The sequence below is a fragment of the Mitsuaria sp. RG genome, assembly GCF_028369275.1.
GTDB classification, from domain to species: Bacteria; Pseudomonadota; Gammaproteobacteria; order Pseudomonadales; family Pseudomonadaceae; genus Aquipseudomonas; species Aquipseudomonas peradeniyensis.
In genome coordinates, this window is record NZ_JAQMYQ010000030.1 from 18,050 (window position 1) to 33,407 (window position 15,358).

Annotated in this window: 18 protein-coding genes; 8 read left to right on the top strand and 10 right to left on the bottom strand. The window is 65.1% G+C overall.

Annotated elements, in window-relative coordinates; all coding sequences use genetic code 11:
- Window positions 1–34 precede the first annotated feature (34 nt).
- A complete protein-coding gene (locus tag POF53_RS17140; RefSeq protein WP_050706836.1) occupies window positions 35–946 on the top strand; it encodes a LysR family transcriptional regulator in 912 nt (303 codons plus the stop codon).
- Window positions 947–972: 26 nt separating this feature from the next.
- On the opposite strand, the gene POF53_RS17145 is transcribed toward POF53_RS17140, so the two are convergent.
- Genes POF53_RS17145 through POF53_RS17155 form a run of 3 tightly spaced genes read right to left on the bottom strand, consistent with a single transcriptional unit; the run spans window position 973 to window position 2,802 of the window.
- Window positions 973–1,494, bottom strand: a complete 522-nt coding sequence (locus tag POF53_RS17145) for a DUF2937 family protein (protein ID WP_498968665.1) — start codon at window positions 1,492–1,494, stop codon at window positions 973–975.
- A gap of 9 nt (window positions 1,495–1,503) precedes the next feature.
- The gene (locus tag POF53_RS17150; RefSeq protein WP_110739193.1) at window positions 1,504–2,277 is read right to left on the bottom strand and encodes a class II glutamine amidotransferase; all 774 of its coding nucleotides are present in this window, start codon (window positions 2,275–2,277) and stop codon (window positions 1,504–1,506) included.
- Window positions 2,278–2,292: 15 nt separating this feature from the next.
- The gene (locus POF53_RS17155) at window positions 2,293–2,802 is read right to left on the bottom strand and encodes a hypothetical protein (protein WP_062360569.1); all 510 of its coding nucleotides are present in this window, start codon (window positions 2,800–2,802) and stop codon (window positions 2,293–2,295) included.
- A gap of 176 nt (window positions 2,803–2,978) precedes the next feature.
- Here POF53_RS17155 and POF53_RS17160 point away from each other — a divergent pair, with 176 nt between their 5' ends.
- Both POF53_RS17160 and POF53_RS17165 read left to right on the top strand, forming a co-directional pair.
- Complete coding sequence (locus tag POF53_RS17160; RefSeq protein ID WP_232857267.1) at window positions 2,979–5,021, top strand: S9 family peptidase; 2,043 nt, start codon at window positions 2,979–2,981, stop codon at window positions 5,019–5,021.
- A gap of 123 nt (window positions 5,022–5,144) precedes the next feature.
- Entirely contained in the window at window positions 5,145–5,618 is a 474-nt protein-coding gene (locus tag POF53_RS17165) for a cyclic nucleotide-binding domain-containing protein (RefSeq protein WP_232857266.1), read from the top strand.
- Here POF53_RS17165 and POF53_RS17170 read toward each other — a convergent pair.
- Window positions 5,615–5,890: a hypothetical protein gene (locus POF53_RS17170; protein WP_028693029.1), complete on the bottom strand. Its 276-nt coding sequence runs from the start codon at window positions 5,888–5,890 to the stop codon at window positions 5,615–5,617. The two genes, POF53_RS17165 and POF53_RS17170, sit on opposite strands and share 4 nt — an antisense overlap.
- Window positions 5,891–6,022: 132 nt before the next feature.
- Between POF53_RS17170 and POF53_RS17175 the strand changes: the two genes are divergently transcribed.
- The 4 genes from POF53_RS17175 to POF53_RS17190 all read left to right on the top strand — a co-directional run bounded on the left by POF53_RS17175 (window position 6,023) and on the right by POF53_RS17190 (window position 8,446).
- Window positions 6,023–6,388 (top strand): YajD family HNH nuclease, encoded by a 366-nt coding sequence (locus POF53_RS17175; RefSeq protein WP_232857265.1) that lies wholly within the window; start codon window positions 6,023–6,025, stop codon window positions 6,386–6,388.
- A gap of 73 nt (window positions 6,389–6,461) precedes the next feature.
- The gene (locus tag POF53_RS17180; RefSeq protein WP_028693028.1) at window positions 6,462–6,932 is read left to right on the top strand and encodes an RNA methyltransferase; all 471 of its coding nucleotides are present in this window, start codon (window positions 6,462–6,464) and stop codon (window positions 6,930–6,932) included.
- A 751-nt stretch (window positions 6,933–7,683) separates the two neighbouring features.
- Window positions 7,684–7,932 (top strand): hypothetical protein, encoded by a 249-nt coding sequence (locus POF53_RS17185; RefSeq protein WP_498968670.1) that lies wholly within the window; start codon window positions 7,684–7,686, stop codon window positions 7,930–7,932.
- A 190-nt stretch (window positions 7,933–8,122) separates the two neighbouring features.
- Window positions 8,123–8,446 (top strand): YgaP-like transmembrane domain, encoded by a 324-nt coding sequence (locus tag POF53_RS17190; RefSeq protein ID WP_232857193.1) that lies wholly within the window; start codon window positions 8,123–8,125, stop codon window positions 8,444–8,446.
- A gap of 93 nt (window positions 8,447–8,539) precedes the next feature.
- Here the strand turns inward: POF53_RS17190 and POF53_RS17195 are convergent, their stop codons facing one another.
- Window positions 8,540–9,748, bottom strand: a complete 1,209-nt coding sequence (locus POF53_RS17195; protein ID WP_232857192.1) for a hypothetical protein — start codon at window positions 9,746–9,748, stop codon at window positions 8,540–8,542.
- 25 nt (window positions 9,749–9,773) lie between these two features.
- The gene (locus tag POF53_RS17200) at window positions 9,774–10,223 is read right to left on the bottom strand and encodes a YcgN family cysteine cluster protein (RefSeq protein WP_203651332.1); all 450 of its coding nucleotides are present in this window, start codon (window positions 10,221–10,223) and stop codon (window positions 9,774–9,776) included.
- A 145-nt stretch (window positions 10,224–10,368) separates the two neighbouring features.
- On the opposite strand from POF53_RS17200, the gene POF53_RS17205 reads away from it, so the two are divergent.
- Entirely contained in the window at window positions 10,369–10,962 is a 594-nt protein-coding gene (locus tag POF53_RS17205) for a nitroreductase family protein (RefSeq protein WP_203651331.1), read from the top strand.
- A gap of 120 nt (window positions 10,963–11,082) precedes the next feature.
- Here the strand turns inward: POF53_RS17205 and POF53_RS17210 are convergent, their stop codons facing one another.
- The 4 genes from POF53_RS17210 to POF53_RS17225 all read right to left on the bottom strand — a co-directional run bounded on the left by POF53_RS17210 (window position 11,083) and on the right by POF53_RS17225 (window position 15,245).
- Entirely contained in the window at window positions 11,083–12,015 is a 933-nt protein-coding gene (locus POF53_RS17210; RefSeq protein ID WP_203651330.1) for a D-2-hydroxyacid dehydrogenase, read from the bottom strand.
- A gap of 75 nt (window positions 12,016–12,090) precedes the next feature.
- A complete protein-coding gene (locus POF53_RS17215; RefSeq protein ID WP_110739238.1) occupies window positions 12,091–12,384 on the bottom strand; it encodes a YcgL domain-containing protein in 294 nt (97 codons plus the stop codon).
- On the bottom strand, window positions 12,381–13,514 hold the full coding sequence (gene rnd / locus POF53_RS17220) for a ribonuclease D (protein ID WP_232857191.1): 1,134 nt from the start codon (window positions 13,512–13,514) through the stop codon (window positions 12,381–12,383). Before rnd ends, POF53_RS17215 begins: the two co-directional genes overlap by 4 nt.
- A 93-nt stretch (window positions 13,515–13,607) precedes the next feature.
- Window positions 13,608–15,245, bottom strand: coding sequence for a phosphoethanolamine transferase (locus tag POF53_RS17225; RefSeq protein WP_232857190.1), 1,638 nt, complete (start codon window positions 15,243–15,245; stop codon window positions 13,608–13,610).
- Window positions 15,246–15,358: the final 113 nt, after the last annotated feature.

Sequence of the window (15,358 nt, forward strand, 5' to 3'; positions counted from 1 at the left end):
AAAAACCGCCTGTCTGGAACAAGAAAAACTGATCATGAACCTTCGTTTCCTCGAAACCTTCGTCTGGGTCGCCCGGCTCAGGAGCTTCCGCCTCACCGCCGAGAAGCTGTTCACCACCCAGGCCTCGGTGTCCAGCCGCATCGCCGCGCTGGAAGCCGACCTGGGCGTGAAACTGCTGCTGCGCGACTCCCGCGGGGTCAGCCTGACGCCAGAGGGCGCCAAGGTGCTGGAGTACGCCGAACGCATGCTCGACACCGCCAAGGCCATGAAACAGTCGCTGGACAGCGACCGGGCCAAGACCGGGCGCATCCGCCTGGGGGTGATGGACACGGTCATCCACACCTGGATGAGCGCCCTGGTGGCGGAGCTGGGCGAGCGCTACCCGCAGGTGGAGATCGAGCTGGTGGCCGATACCGCGCTGAACCTGCGCGAACAGCTGCAGAAGGGTTTTCTCGACGTGATCCTGCAGACCGACCTGCTGCGCGAGCAGTCGATCCGCAGCCACGACCTGGCGCGCTACCCGATGGGCTGGATCGTCGCCGCCGGCTCGCCGCACCACCGTACCTACGCCTCGCTGGCGGAGCTGGCCCGCGAGCGCATCGTCACCTTCTCGAAGAACTCGCGGCCGCACCAGGAAGTGCTCGGCCTGCTGCAGGCCGCCGGAGCCGAGGCGCCGCGCCTGAACTGCGTGAACTCGGTGGCGGCCATCACCCGCCTGCTGCGCGACGGCTTCGGTATTGGCGCATTGCCGCCGGCATTGGTGGATGGCGAACTAAGCCGTGGCGAGCTGGTGTTGCTGGAAGGCTTGCAGCCACCGCCGAGCCTGGAGCTGGTGGTGGCCTGGCAGACCGGTGTGGCGCTGGTGGACGAGGTGGTGGGCGTGTGCAGGCAGGTGCTGGAGCGCTATGCGCGGGATGTGGGCGGGCAGCGGATCGTGTTGGTCTGAGCGACGCTGGTGCAGGGCCGGAAAAACTAGCGCCAGCTTTCCTTCACCACCTTGCGCCGCCCGCCAAGAATCACCCAACCCATCACCAACAACAGGCTCTCGACCACAAACGCCAGCACGAACCCGCTGCCGATCCCCCAGCCAATCGCCTCGGGCACCAGCAGGATCTGATAGCTGTAGCCCTTGAGCGTCTCCTCGCGCAGCGCCGGCTCCGGCTGCACCAGCACATGCCAGGTGCGGCTCACCCACGAGCCTTGCAGGGCCTGCCATTCATGCTCGAGCAACTGGTTGCGGATCAGCAGGCTCTCGATGCTGTTGGCATCGCTGATGAACACCGGATCGTCACTGCCCCGGTAATGCCGCACCAGCGCTTGCAGGTCACCGCTGAAGAAGCGCTGCGCGGTCTGGCGGAAGCCGTCGAGCGCCTGGCGCGACTCGAGCAGGTGCGCCTCGACGCGCTGGCTGTAGTCCTTGACCAGCCCCGGCACCTGGAGACCGGCCAGCAGGCCGAAGGTGAACAACAGCAAACGCAGGTAACTTCTGAACATGCAGCGTCCTTAGCTTTGGCCGTGGGCAATGCATTCGCCATGCCGCCACAAGCCCCATTGACCCGGCTCGTAGCGGTTCCAGGTCTCGTTCTCGGTCAGCGGCTCGGTGGCGATCACCGTGACCACGTCGTTGGGGGTGGTTTGCGTATGGAAGTCGACGATCAGGTCGACATCCTTCAGCCGCGCCGCGCCGAACGGTGCGCGGCGGGTGATGTGCACCAGTTTGGTCGAGCAGAAGCAGAACAGCCAGTCGCCGTCGCTGAGCAGGCAGTTGAACACGCCTTGGCCACGGTACCCGGCGCAGGCTTCGACCAGCACTGGCAGCAGTTGCTCGACCTCGACCGGCTCGGGGAAGGCTTCGCGCACGCGGTTGAGCAGATCGCAGAAAGCCGCTTCGCTGTCGGTGTCGCCGATCGGCCGGTAGAACGTGCGCTGGCCGGTGAAATCGCCCAACTGGCCGTTGTGCGCGAAGCACCAGTTGCGGCCCCACAGCTCACGCACGAACGGGTGGGTGTTGGACAGGCAGACCTTGCCAACGTTGGCCTGGCGGATATGGCCGATGACCACTTCGCTCTTGATCGGGTAACGCTGCACCAGGTTGGCCACTTCCGACTCGCTGCTCGCCGCCGGATCCTGGAACAGACGCAGGCCGCGCCCTTCGTAGAAACCGATGCCCCAGCCATCGCGGTGCGGGCCGGTGCGCCCGCCGCGCTGCATCAGGCCGGTGAAGCTGAAGACGATGTCGGTGGGGACGTTGGCGCTCATGCCCAGCAGTTCGCACATGTTGCGGCTCCTGGCTTAAAGACGGGGTTCGACGCGGCCCTGCCCGGGGCCGGAGCGGCGTACTGGGGCGGGCGGAGGATCGTCGCGGTAGCGGTCTTGACGGTTGGCGGCCAGGGACGCTTCGGCCACGACCTCGTCTTCTTCCTTGGCCTGGCGCTGGGCGGCGGCCTCACGCTGGGCTCGGCGCTCGCGGGCACGCTTTTCCAGCGGCCAGCGGATCAGCACGAAGACGATGTACAGGGCAAAGGCGAGCATGCCGTACATGGCCAGGTCGGAGGCGGCGCGCCAGGCGTTGTTGCCGACCTTGAAGGCGACGTCCAGCGCGGTGATGGCGATGGCCGGGGCGAAGCTTTCCTTGACCGGGTCGACGATGGTCGGCGAGAACAGCAATACGGCGATGATCACCCGCAGCGGCTCGCGCAGCCAGCGCCACATCCAGCCGGTCAGCTTGAAGCCCACCAGCAGGCAGCCCAGGGCGGCAACGGCGTACAGGCCCCAGGCGAGGGTATAGTCGTGTTCGGTCATGGTGTGGGTGCAAGCCAGGCAAAGAGATGCCTATGATAAACACTTTTCCCGGCGCAGGCTGCCCCTAGCCTGTCAGGGCCTCTTCGCGGGTAAACCCGCTCCCACAGGCTAACACTTTACCTGTGGGAGCGGGTTTACCCGCGAAGAGGCCAGAGGCCCCAACCAAGAGATCTCCCATGCCGAATGCCCCCCGCCCCCCCATCGCCCGCCAGGCCGAAGGCACCGACCCCTACGCCTGGCTGCAGCAGCGCGACACCCCCGAGGTCCTGGCCTACCTGGAAGCGGAAAACGCCTACCAGCAAGCCGTCCTCGCCGACCAGGCGCCGCTGCGTGAACAGCTGTTCGAAGAAATCAAGGGCCGCATCCTCGAGACCGACCTGTCGCTGCCCTCGCCCTGGGGCCCGTACCTCTACTACACCCGTACCACCGCGGGCGACGAATACCCGCGTCATTACCGCTGCCCGCGCCCGGCCGACGACAGCAACACCGTCGATGAAAGCCGCGAAGAGCTGCTGCTCGACCCCAACGCCCTGGCCAATGGCGGCTTTCTTTCCCTCGGCGCCTTCAGCGTCAGCCCCGACCACCGCCTGCTGGCCTACAGCCTGGACACCAGCGGCGACGAGATCTACACCCTGTACGTCAAGGACCTGGCCAGCGGCGCGCTGAGCGCCCTGCCCTTCGACGACTGCGACGGCAGCATGACCTGGGCCAACGACAGCCAGACGCTGTTCTTCGCCGAACTGGACGACACCCACCGCCCCTGGCGCCTGCGCCGCCACACCTTGGGCGAGGCTGGCGCCATCACGGTGTTCGAGGAGTCCGACGGACGCTTCTTCCTGCACTGCTACCGCGCCAGCTCCGAGCGCCAGCTGGTGCTGCTGCTCAACAGCAAGACCACCAGCGAGGCCTGGGTGCTCGATGCCGCCACGCCACAGGCTGATTTCACCTGCCTGGCGCCGCGGGTCGAAGGCCATGAATACTTCCCCGACCACGGCCAGCTCGACGGCCAGTGGCGCTGGTTCGTGCGCAGCAACCAGGACGGCATCAACTTCGCCCTGTACCACGCGCCGGCCGACAGCGTGCCGACCCGCACGCAGTGGCAGGTGCTGGTACCGCACCGCGACGACGTCATGCTCGAAGGGGTGAGCCTCAATGCCACGGCGCTGTCCCTGAGCCTGCGCGAAGGCGGCCTGCCGATCATCGAAGTGCACCCGCAAGGCCTGCCGGCCTACCGCGTGGAACTGCCAGACGCCGCCTACAGCCTTTACGTTCAGGACAGCCTGGAATTCGCCAGCACGCGCATCCGTCTGCGCTACGAAGCGCTCAACCGCCCGGCCCAGGTGCGCCAGCTGGAGCTGGCCACGGGTGACCAGCAGGTACTCAAGCAGACCCCGGTGCTCGGCGCCTTCGACGCCGACGACTACGTCAGCCAGCGCCTGTGGGCGGTGGCCAAGGATGGCACGCGGGTGCCGATCAGCCTGGTGCGCCGCCGTGTCGACGAGGGCAAGTGCGTGCCGCTCTACCTCTACGGCTACGGCGCCTACGGCGAGAGCCTTGACCCGTGGTTCTCCCACGCTCGCCTGAGCCTGCTGGAGCGTGGCGTGGCCTTCGCCATCGCCCATGTGCGCGGCGGCGGCGAGCTGGGCGAGGCCTGGTACCGGGCCGGCAAGCAGGAGCACAAGCACAACAGCTTCGACGACTTCATCGCCTGCGCCGAACACCTGGTCGCCGAAGGCGTGACCAGCCGCGAGCGCTTGGCGATCAGCGGCGGCAGTGCCGGTGGCCTGCTCATGGGCGCAGTGCTCAACCTGCGCCCCGAGCTGTTCCGCTGTGCCATCGCCGAAGTGCCGTTCGTCGATGTGCTCAACACCATGCTCGACCCCGAGCTGCCGCTGACCGTCACCGAGTACGACGAATGGGGCAACCCCGAGGAGCCTGAGGTGTACGAACGGATCAAGGCCTACGCCCCTTACGAGAACGTCAAGGCGCAGGCCTACCCGGCGCTGCTGGTGGTCGCCGGCTACAACGACAGCCGCGTGCAGTACTGGGAGGCTGCCAAGTGGGTGGCGCGCCTGCGCACGCGCAAGACCGACGACAACCTGCTGCTGCTCAAGACCGAGATGGGCGCGGGCCACGGCGGCATGAGCGGGCGCTACCAGGGGCTGCGCGACGTGGCGCTGGAGTATGCGTTCGTCTTCAATGAGCTGGGCGTGGCGTAAAACGCGATTTTCGTTGTCATAGCGTCAAGCTGACGTGGGAGCGGGCTTGCCCCGCTCCCACGATGCCTCACTACCTACCCAGCAGTTTGTGGCGCTTTCCAGACATTCGAAGAAGAACAACACATGCCCGACACCCAGCACCTGAACGCCGAGATCCGCGACATGCTCATGGACTGCGGCCTGTTCGACACCCTGCAGCCCGGTGACTTCCTCGCCGCCGCCGGCTACTTCAGCCTCACCGCCGTCGCCCAGGGCCAGACCCTGTTCAGCGAAGGCGACGCCGGCACTTTCATGTGCATCCTCCATCGCGGCGTGGTCTCGGTGCGCAAGACCGACGGCAACGGCGTCCAGGTGGAGATCGCCACCCTGCGCAAGGGCCGGGCCTTCGGCGAGATGGCCGTGCTCGATGGCGAACGCCGCTCGGCCACCTGCGCGGCGGCCAGCGACTGCCAACTGCTGACCCTGGGCAAGGACGCGCTGGAAAAGATGCTCAACGAAGCGCCGCGCATCGCCGCACGGATCATCCGCGCCCTCGCCGTGGCCTTGTCAAAACGCCTGCGCATGCAGGATGGCCAGCGCCTGGCACAGCAGGTCTAGCGCCCCTTGTCAGGCGGCTTCGGCGGGTCCTGGCTCAGCCCGGGCAACGGCTGGTCCTTGGGTGGGCCCGGCAGCGGCATCGGCGGCAACAGCGGCGCGCCCGGCCGGTTGGCGCCGGCCTTGGGCGGCGTGCTCGGGGTGATCTGCGGGTAAGGTGTCGGCGTCGCGGTGCCGGGTGCCCCGGGGACCGTCGTGAGCGGCCGCTGCTGGCCCGCGGCGTCGGCCGTGGATACAGCGCCAAGCAACAGCGCGGCGAGGATCGCATGCAACATCGGCAGCCTCCTGTCAGAAACCTCCCTACAGGCTACGCCCAATGGCGCGATTTTGCCTGTCCGCCCGCCCCACAGGCGCGCTAGACTCAAAGGCATAACCGTCATTGCCCTGATCAGAAAAAAGGTAACACCATGAGCTCCACCTCCGACGCCACCGCCCGCCTCGACCGCATCCTCGCCGACGCCAAGCGCGACAAGGAAATGGGCTACCGCGACAAGGCGCTGAAGATATATCCCCACGTCTGCGGTCGTTGCACCCGCGAGTTCTCCGGCAAGCGCCTGTCGGAACTGACCGTGCACCACCGCGACCACAACCACGACAACAACCCCCAGGACGGCTCCAACTGGGAGTTGCTGTGCCTGTACTGCCACGACAACGAGCACGCCCGCTACACCGACCAGCAGTATTTCAGCGAAGGCTCGCTGAGCACGCCGAAAGTCGCCGTGGCCACCCACAACCCGTTCGCCAACCTGGCCGCGCTGATGAAGAAGGACTGAACGTCGATTCGCGCCCCCGGCGTGCCGTCAAGCCCGTATAATCGCGCTCTTTTTTTGCGAAGGGCCCCGACACGTGGCGAACAAACGGTACAGCTGCATCGGCCTGTTCAACCCAAAATCCGCGGAAAACGTAGGCTCGGTGATGCGCGCCGCGGGCTGCTATGGCGTCAATTCGGTGTTCTACACCGGCAAGCGCTATGAGCGCGCCCGCGACTTCGTCACCGACACCAAGCGTGTGCACTACGACATCCCGCTGATCGGCATCGACGACCTGCAGCGCATCATTCCCCTGGGCTGCACCCCGGTGGCCGTGGAGCTGGTGGAAGGCGCACGGCCATTGCCTGAGTACACCCACCCGGACCGGGCGATCTACATCTTCGGGCCCGAGGATGGCTCGTTGAGTGAAGACGTGCGGGGCTGGTGCGAAGAGACGATCTACATCCCGACAGAAGGCTGCATGAACCTGGCGGCGACGGTGAATGTGGTGCTGTACGACCGCATGGCCAAAGGCTTGAATACCCGCTCGGGGCCGAAGTTCAAGTAGCCCTCACGCCTTGCGCTCCCCAATCCGGCTCCCGTGCAATCCTGGCGTCTACGCGGCGAAATAAACGCTACCGTAGGCCGTTGCCGTTGCCGTTGTGCTTTTGCTTTTGCTTCTAAGCGCGCGATATCCCAGGCGACACAAATTGCGACTTCAGGAGGCCGAACGCAGGCCTTGCGGAGGGAGGTGACGGGCATGGATGCCCGTCAAGCGCTGCGCCCCAGGATGGGGCGTTCAGCGCGGTCCTCCCGGGAGCAAGGCCGGAGTGAGGGGACCCGGAGCGAAGCGCAGGGCCGGATGAATGGAGCGAGGATTTTTTGGTTCCTTTTTGATCCTTCAAAAAGGAACTCGCCGTAAGGGCGAAAAGGTGACTATGTGTCGACATCGCAAATGAATGCACTTACAACTATTAAAACCGACGCCGACTGCATTTAGCTTTGACTTTGACTTTGACTTTGACTTTGACTTTGACTTTGACTTTGACTTTGACTTTGACTTTGACTTTGACTTTGACTTTGACTTTTAGAGCATGTGTTTTGAAAGTTATATGCGCATTCATTTGCGATGGTGACGCATAGTCACCTTTCCGCCCTTCCGGCGGGTCCCTTTTTGAAGGATCAAAAAGGAACCAAAAAATCCTCGCTCCATTCATCCGGCCCCTACGCTTCGCTCCGGGGTCCCCTCACTCCGGGCTTGCTCCCGGGAGGACCGCGCTGAACGCCCCATCCTGGGGCGCAGCGCTTGACGGGCATCCATGCCCGTCACCTCCCTCCGCAAGCCCTGCGTTCGGCCTCCTGAAGTCGCAACTTGTATCGCCTGGGATATCGCGCGCTTAGAAGCAAAAGCAAAAGAACAACAGCAACAACAACAACAACAACAACAACAACAACAACAACAACAACAACAACAACAACAACAACAACAACAACAGCAACAGAAACATCGAAACTTAGAAATTCTCCACAGTCGTTCAGCCACGGCAGCCAAACCATGTCACGACTGATTAAATACGCTGATCAAAATTTTCATTACAACCAACATGCTCGCCAACGGCACCCACAGCCAAGTGTTATAAACCAACCTTGCTCAGGATAGCCTCGAAGTTGACCGGGACAACCACGCGGAAAATTACACTGAACGCTTGCACGCTGGTCAAAGTCTGCTGGATATCACCAACCTGAGGAGATCTGGCAATGCACGATACCCATTGGACAACGGACGCACCGAAACACAATGTCCACGGCCTGGAGCGCGTCAGCTCCCTGGCTGGGGGCGCGTTGATGATCAGCAAGGGGCTGCGCCACGGTGGCCTGATAGGGATGTTGCAGGTTGCCGTCGGCGGCTTGGCGCTGGCCCGTGGCGTGAGCGGGCATTGCTCGACCAAGGCGTGGTGGTTGCGCCATCGCGCCGAATACCTGCGCCTGCATCGCGACATAGAACGAGGCGCTGCCGAGCTCAAGGCGCTGAAGGCCAGCGCCGAGGCGGCGACCCGTACCGCGACGGTGACCGGCGGTTGAAAGCATCGCGGGGCAAGCCCGCTCCCACGAGCCCACGTTCAAAATGATGTCCGGGGGCGTGGGAACGGGCTTGCCCCGCGATAGATCCTGCGCCTAGCGCAATACCTTGCTCTGCAACACCTCGGACTGTCGCCCGAGCACGTTCTCGCTGATCTGCACGAACTCCTCGGTGCTGACGCTCGACAGGCGCATCAGCGCGCGGGCGACGTCGTCCAGCGAGCGCTTGTCGTGGTGGTGCAAGCGAATCTCGCGATCCAGCGCCTGGAGCAGCAGCACGCCACGGGCCACCTGCGCGGCATCGGCCTTGGCACCCTTCAGGTGGGTCACCTTGGCCGCCAGCTTGTGCTGACGGGCCTGCAGCGCCTCGTAGCGATCATCGCTCATGCCGCCAGCGCGGCGCAGCAGCTCGGTGGCGTAGTAGTCGGCCAGGCTCTCGCCCAGCCAGTCGCTGCCGTCGCGGTCGTTGATCTGGGCGAACAACTGCACCAGTTCGCGCAGCACCGGGCTGGAGCCATTTTCGCTGACCAGCGGGCGCGTGCTGTGCAGGTACAGCGAGTTGTTGCCAGCCAGCACGCCCCGCCACATCTCGTCCCGGGCACCGACCAGCAGCAGCTTCGGCGGGTTGCGCGGGAACACCGCCTGCAACTGCGGCCAGACGAAGGTCAGCAAGGTCAGCGTGTCCATGCGCCGCATACCCTGGCCCTGCGGCGCGGCCACGGTCACCTCGGTGTCGCCCAGGCGCGCCCGACGGCTGCCCAGGTTGCCGGCGAGCATCCAGCCGGTGGGGCGGTCGAACAGCCGCGACACATCGTCGATACGGAATTTCTGCCGGCCGATGCGTGGCCAGGCGGTTTCGACGCTTTTCCAGCCCGCCGGCAGGTCGAAGGTCAGCCGCGAGACCAGTTCGGTGCCGTCCTGCTGGTCGAGGCGCGCCGGCGGCACCAGCTGGTCGCCGCGAAACAGCGCCCAGTGCGGCGTGATGCGTGCCTCATGGGCGGCGCCTCGGGGTTGCTGGTCGAGCAGCACACGGTAACTGAGGCTGGTCTTGCCCGCCGCCGGGTGCCAGACGCCACGCCCGTTCTGCACCTGCCACTGGCCATCGGCGAGAAAATCGCTGTAGGCACCGGGCTTGCCCAGGTCGAAGTCCAGGCTGCGCACCGCGCTGCCGTCGGCCAGGGTCAGGCGCACCTCGGCCTGGCCGCTCTGCGGCAGCAGGCGCACCTGATAATCGAGGTCGACTTTCTTCGCCAGGACCTGCGAACTGGCCAGCAGGCCGACAATCAGCAACAACGGGCGACGCATAAAAAACTCCTTGTTTCCCGGACACTCAACCCGCGCGGAAGATCAGATGGTCTTCCCAGTCGTCTTCATCCACGTCGTTTTCGCTGAGCATGCGCCCCGACCGGGAAATACGCTGCTCGTGCACCTGCTGGCGATCACCGCTGATCAGGTGGTGCCAGGCCGGCAGGTCCTGTCCTTCGCTGACCAGGCGATAGCCGCAGGTGGGCGGCAGCCACTTGAACTGGTCGGCCTTGCCGGGGGTGAGTTGGATGCAGTCGGGAACGTGTTCGAAGCGATTGGGGTAGTCGCTGCACTGGCAGGTCTGCAGGTCCAGCAGCTTGCAGGCGATGCTCGTGTAATAGACGCTGTTGTCTTCCTCGTCCTCGAGTTTCTGCAGGCAGCACAGGCCGCAGCCGTCGCAGAGCGACTCCCACTCCTGGTCATCGAGCTGGTCGAGGGTCTTGCGCCGCCAGAAGGGCGCGGTATCGGCGATCATCACACGGTTTCCTGCAGTCAACGTCAAGCCGCGGCGCGCGGCGGCGCCAGTCTAGAGGCAGTCCGGCGGCAACGCCAGACCGCTTGTCAGTGCTCACCGGACGCAGTAGCGTGCGGTATTTTCCCCCGCCCTTGCAGGAGCACCCATGAGCGCCACCCCACGCATCGCCGACTATGCCATCAACGAGCAGTTCATCAATCGCTGGTCGCCCCGCGCCTTCACCGCCGAGCCGATCAGCCAGGAAACCCTGCTGAGCTTCCTCGAGGCCGCGCGCTGGGCGCCTTCGGCCTACAACTCGCAGCCGTGGCGGTTCCTCTACGCCCGCCGCGATACGCCAAGCTGGGAGCGCTACCTGGGCATCCTCAACGAGTTCAACCGCAGCTGGGCGCAGCACGCCTCGGCCCTGGTGCTGATCATCTCCAAGACCACCTTCGCCGCGCCCGGCTCCGATGAAGAGAAGCCTGCGCTGTGGCACACCTTCGATACCGGTTCGGCCTGGGGCCACCTGGCGCTGCAGGCGAGCATCAGCGGCTGGCACAGCCACGGCATGGCCGGCTTCGACCAGGACCTGGCCCGCCGCGAGCTGAAAATTCCCGAGGGCTACGCGCTGCATGCAATGGTGGCGATCGGCAAGCTGGGTGACAAGGCGACCCTGGCCGAAGGCCTGCAGGCCCGCGAAGTGCCGAGCCCGCGCCGGCCGCTGAGCGAGCTGGCGGCCGAGGGTGAATTCAGCCTGTAATTCTCTGTCGCCTGGGCCGGCCTCTTCGCGGGCAAGCCCGCTCCCACAGGTGTGTCACTGCTCTTGTGAGCGGTGATATCCCTGTGGGAGCGGGTTTACCCGCGAAGAGGCCGGTTCAGGTCAATAGCCTCGCTGGAAATCCACCTCGCCCCGCAGTGCCTGCTCCGCCACATACGCCCGCGCATTCGCGACGAACAACCGCACCATCGCCGTCGGCGAGGTCGGCGCCGAGCTGTGCCCGGTCAGCAGCAGCCCCCAGGCGGTCCAGAACGGATGGCGCTGGGGCAAGGGTTCCTGGCGACAGACATCGATCACCGCGCCAGCCAGGTGGCCCTGCTTGAGCGCCTCGACCAGGTCGGCATCGACCACCGCCACGCCACGCCCGGCATTGATGAACAAGGCGCTGGGGCGGAAGCACTTGAACAGCGCCGCATCGTACAGGTCGTGGGTGGCCGGGGTATCGGGCAGCAGGTTGATTACGTAGTCGGCCTGGCCGACCAGGCGCGGCAACTGGTCGAGGCCCGCCACTTCGACGAAGGGCGCCTGCTCGCGGGCGCTGCTGGCCACGCCTTGCAGGATGACACCGAACGGCACGAGGAACTGCGCCACGCGCTGGCCGATGTCGCCGGTACCAACGATCAGCACCCGCCGTCCCTCCAGGGTCCGCCCAGGACGGTCATCCCAGCGCCTTTCGACCTGGCTGACCAGGCGCGAAAGCACATCGCGCTCATGCCCAAGCATATAGGTCAGCATGTACTCGGCCATCACCTGGCCAAAGATGCCCACCGCCCGGGTCAGGCGGTAGTCGCGTGGCAGGCCGTCGGCCAGCAACGGCGTGATACCGGCCCAGGTCGATTGCATCCAGCGGGGCTTGTGGCCCTGGCGCAACAGGCTGGCCAGCAGGTCCGGCTGGCCCAGCCACACCGGGCAGTCGGGGGCCAGGCGTGCCAGTTCGGCGGAGTCGCCGCTGGTTAGGGCCTCCAGGTCCGGCGCCGCCTCGCCCAGCAGGCGAGCATAGTTGGCATGATCCTGTTCAGCGATCAGAACGCGCATGTGAAACACAACCTTGGCAAACAACGGAAGCGGCCCGCCAGGCGGGCCGCAATCAGAGAGGGGACCGTGCCTGGATCAGGCCGGGTCGTTGCGGCGCAGCAGTTCTTCGGGCAGGTGCTCGATGTAGTCGTCATCCGGCGGCGGCATCTGCAGGTGGTAGCCCTGCTTGTCGAGGTTCTCCAGCACCTTGGCGATGTCCTCGCGGGCCAGCGTGCGCTCAGGCGTCAGCACCAGGTCGAAGGCATGCACCGGCTTGCCGAAGAATGGCAGCAGCGCCTCAGGCACACGCTCCAGCCCCTCGGCCTTGAGCACGTAGAGGTACATTTCGTTCTTGCGTGGGCTCTTGTAGATCGAGCAGATACGTTTCATCGGGAATCTCCGGCGCCCGCCAGGTCGTCCAGCAGGGCCTGGCCCATGCGCTCGCGACGCCAGCCGCGCAGCGCATCGGGCAGTTGATAGGGGCCGTCGGGGTAGCCGCTCTTGAGCAGGGCTTCGAGGGCTTTCTTGCGCAGCATCAGTTCCGGGGCGATGCCCAGCCGCTCGCCTTCGGCCTGGCCGATGGCGCGCAGGCGCTTGAGAATGCCGGCGGCTTCGATCGGCAGCGGCTCGGGCAGCGGCTCGGGCCACTGCTCCTGGGGCTGGCTGGCGGCGCGCTTGATCAGCTGGATCAGCTGCTCACCGTCCTGGCGGATGGTGCGCGGATGCATCTCGTCGATTTTCGCCAGCGCCGACGGGCTGTCTGGCTGGCTCCTGGCCATGGGCCACAGCGAGTGTTCCTTGAGGATGCGGTTGCGCGGCACATCGCGGCTGCGGGCCTCGCGCTCGCGCCAGGCGCACAGTTCGCGCAGCACGGCCAGTTGCTGGCGACCGAGCTTCCAGGCCAGCTTGACGTCGCGGTACAGGGTTTCGGGCTCGACTTCGCGGCGCAGCGCGGCGACCAGTTCGGCGCCGTCTTCCAGCACCCAGGCGTACTTGTCATCCGACAGGCGCGGGCGCAGGGCGTCGAACAGTTCGGCCAGGTGCACGGCGTCTTCGGCGGCGTAGCTGACCTGGGTGTCCGACAGCGGGCGTTGCAGCCAGTCCGAGCGGGTCTCGCCCTTGGGCAATTCGAGCCCCAGCACCTCTTGCACCAGGCGCGAATAGCCCATGGAGAAACCGATGTTAAGGTAGCCGGCGGCCAGCTGGGTGTCGAACAACGGCTGGGGCAGCTTGCCGGTCAGGCGCAGCAATACTTCCAGGTCTTCGCTGCAGGCATGCAGCACCTTGACCACGCCGCTGTCCTCGAGCAATCCGGCCAGCGGCAGCCAGTCGCGGATCAGCAGGGGGTCGATGAGATAGGCGCACTGGCCGACGCCGATCTGGATCAGGCCGGCCTTGGGGTAGAAGGTGTCGACCCGCATGAATTCGGTGTCGAGGGCCACGAAGGGCTGTTCGCGCCAGCTTCGGCAGTGTTCGGCCAGGGTCTGGTCGTCACGGATCCAGTGTATTTCGATGGCCACGAGGCTCTCCCACTAACATTGGCGCGCAGTATATACGGCGCGGCCCCTGGGGGTGAAACCTCGCGCCATCCATGGTGCCGGGCGGTCGACCGCTCAGCGTTTGGCCGCCAGCCACGGCCGGCAGCCGGCGAACATGTCCAGCGATCGCTGGTAGACCTCGGTGCGCACCTGCAGCAGGCCGAGCATCGAGTGGAACAGGTTGTCCTGGGACAACGGTGCATCGCGCAGCTTGCCCAGGCACTCGGTGTCCAGGCCGAAGTCCTCGCGGTAGCTGTCGGAGAACCAGGCCAGCAGTGGCACGTGCTTCTGCTGGTCCGGCGCGATCATGTAGGGCGTGCCGTGCAGGAACAGGTTGTACTCGCCCAGCGACTCGCCATGGTCTGAAAGATAGATCATCGCGGTGTCGACCTTGTCCTGCCGGCTGCGCAAGGTGTCGATCAGGGTAGCCAGCACCTTGTCGGTGTAGGCCAGGGTGTTGTCGTAGCCGTTGACGATCTCCTGCTGGCTGCACTGGTTCAGGGCGTTGCTGCGGCACACCGGGGTGAAGGGTTCGTTGCCCGCGGGGTAGCGCTTGAAGTATTCAGGGCCATGGCTGCCCATCTGGTGCAGCACCAGCACGGTGTCCTGGTCGAGGTTGTCTAGCAACTCGGCCAGGCCCTGCAGCAGGATCTCGTCATGGCATTCGCCACTGGCGCACAGCGCCGGCTCCTTGAGGTTGCTCACATCGATGAACTGCACCCGGTCGCAGGTGCCTTTGCAGCCGGACTGGTTGTCACGCCACTGCACCGCCAGGCCCGCGCGCTGGAGGATGTCGAGCAGGCCCTCGCGGTTCTTGGCCACGCGGGCGTCGTAGTCCTTGCGCGGCATGCCGGAAAACATGCAGGGCACCGACACGGCGGTCTCGGTGCCGCAGGAGTGGACATCGGTGAAGCTCAGTAGGCCCTGCTCCTTGGCCAGTCGTGGCGTGGTGTCGCGGGCATAGCCGAGCAGGCCGAAGTTGTCCGCCCGGGCACTCTCGCCGACCACCAGCACGGTCAGCGACTTGCGCGCATGCTGCTGCCAGGCGCTATCGCGACGGGCATCTTCGCCATAGCGCTGAAATGGCCGGGTGGCGCTGCCCACCTGTTCGCTGACATAACCGATGGAGGCCCCGACAATGTTGCTCGGCGTGAGCATCAGGCGCAGTTCATGGTGATTGCGAAACAACGACGCCAACCCCTGGTAGTTGACCAGCGCCACCGAGCCCAGGGCCGCGACGCAGGCCCCACTCACCACCAGCTTGCCCAGCAGTTCGCGGTGCCAGGGGCGATAGGCGATCCTGGCCTTCCACACCAGCAGCGACGGCAGCACACCGAGCAGCAGGATATACAGGGCAAACTTCAGCGAGAGCAGATCGCGTACTTCTGCCACATTGGTTTCGGCAACATTGCGGAACATGCCGGCATCAATAAGCACACCATATTGATTCATGAAGTAAGCGACACTTGCACCGCTGAGGAACAACACGATCAATACCGGTTTCAGGACATAACGAAACGCCAGCAAGGTAAGTATGAGATTGAAGGCGAACAGCATCAGCACGGCGAACGCCAGGCTCAGCCACAGCCCCACCATGCCCGGCGGCACGATGGATTCCAGGTGTTGCCAAAGCAAGCTATTGAAGCCGATCAACAGGTACAGGCTGGCCAGCAACGTGACCCATTCGGTCCGCAGGGATTTGAGTTTCAGCATGGCGTTCGCAACAAGAGTTCATCAGCGGCCAACACGCCCGGACGGGCAGGTTGGGAAGTTGGCCGAACTCTAGAAAGCCTAGCATCAATTTTTTGTGAAAAAGACGCCAACAA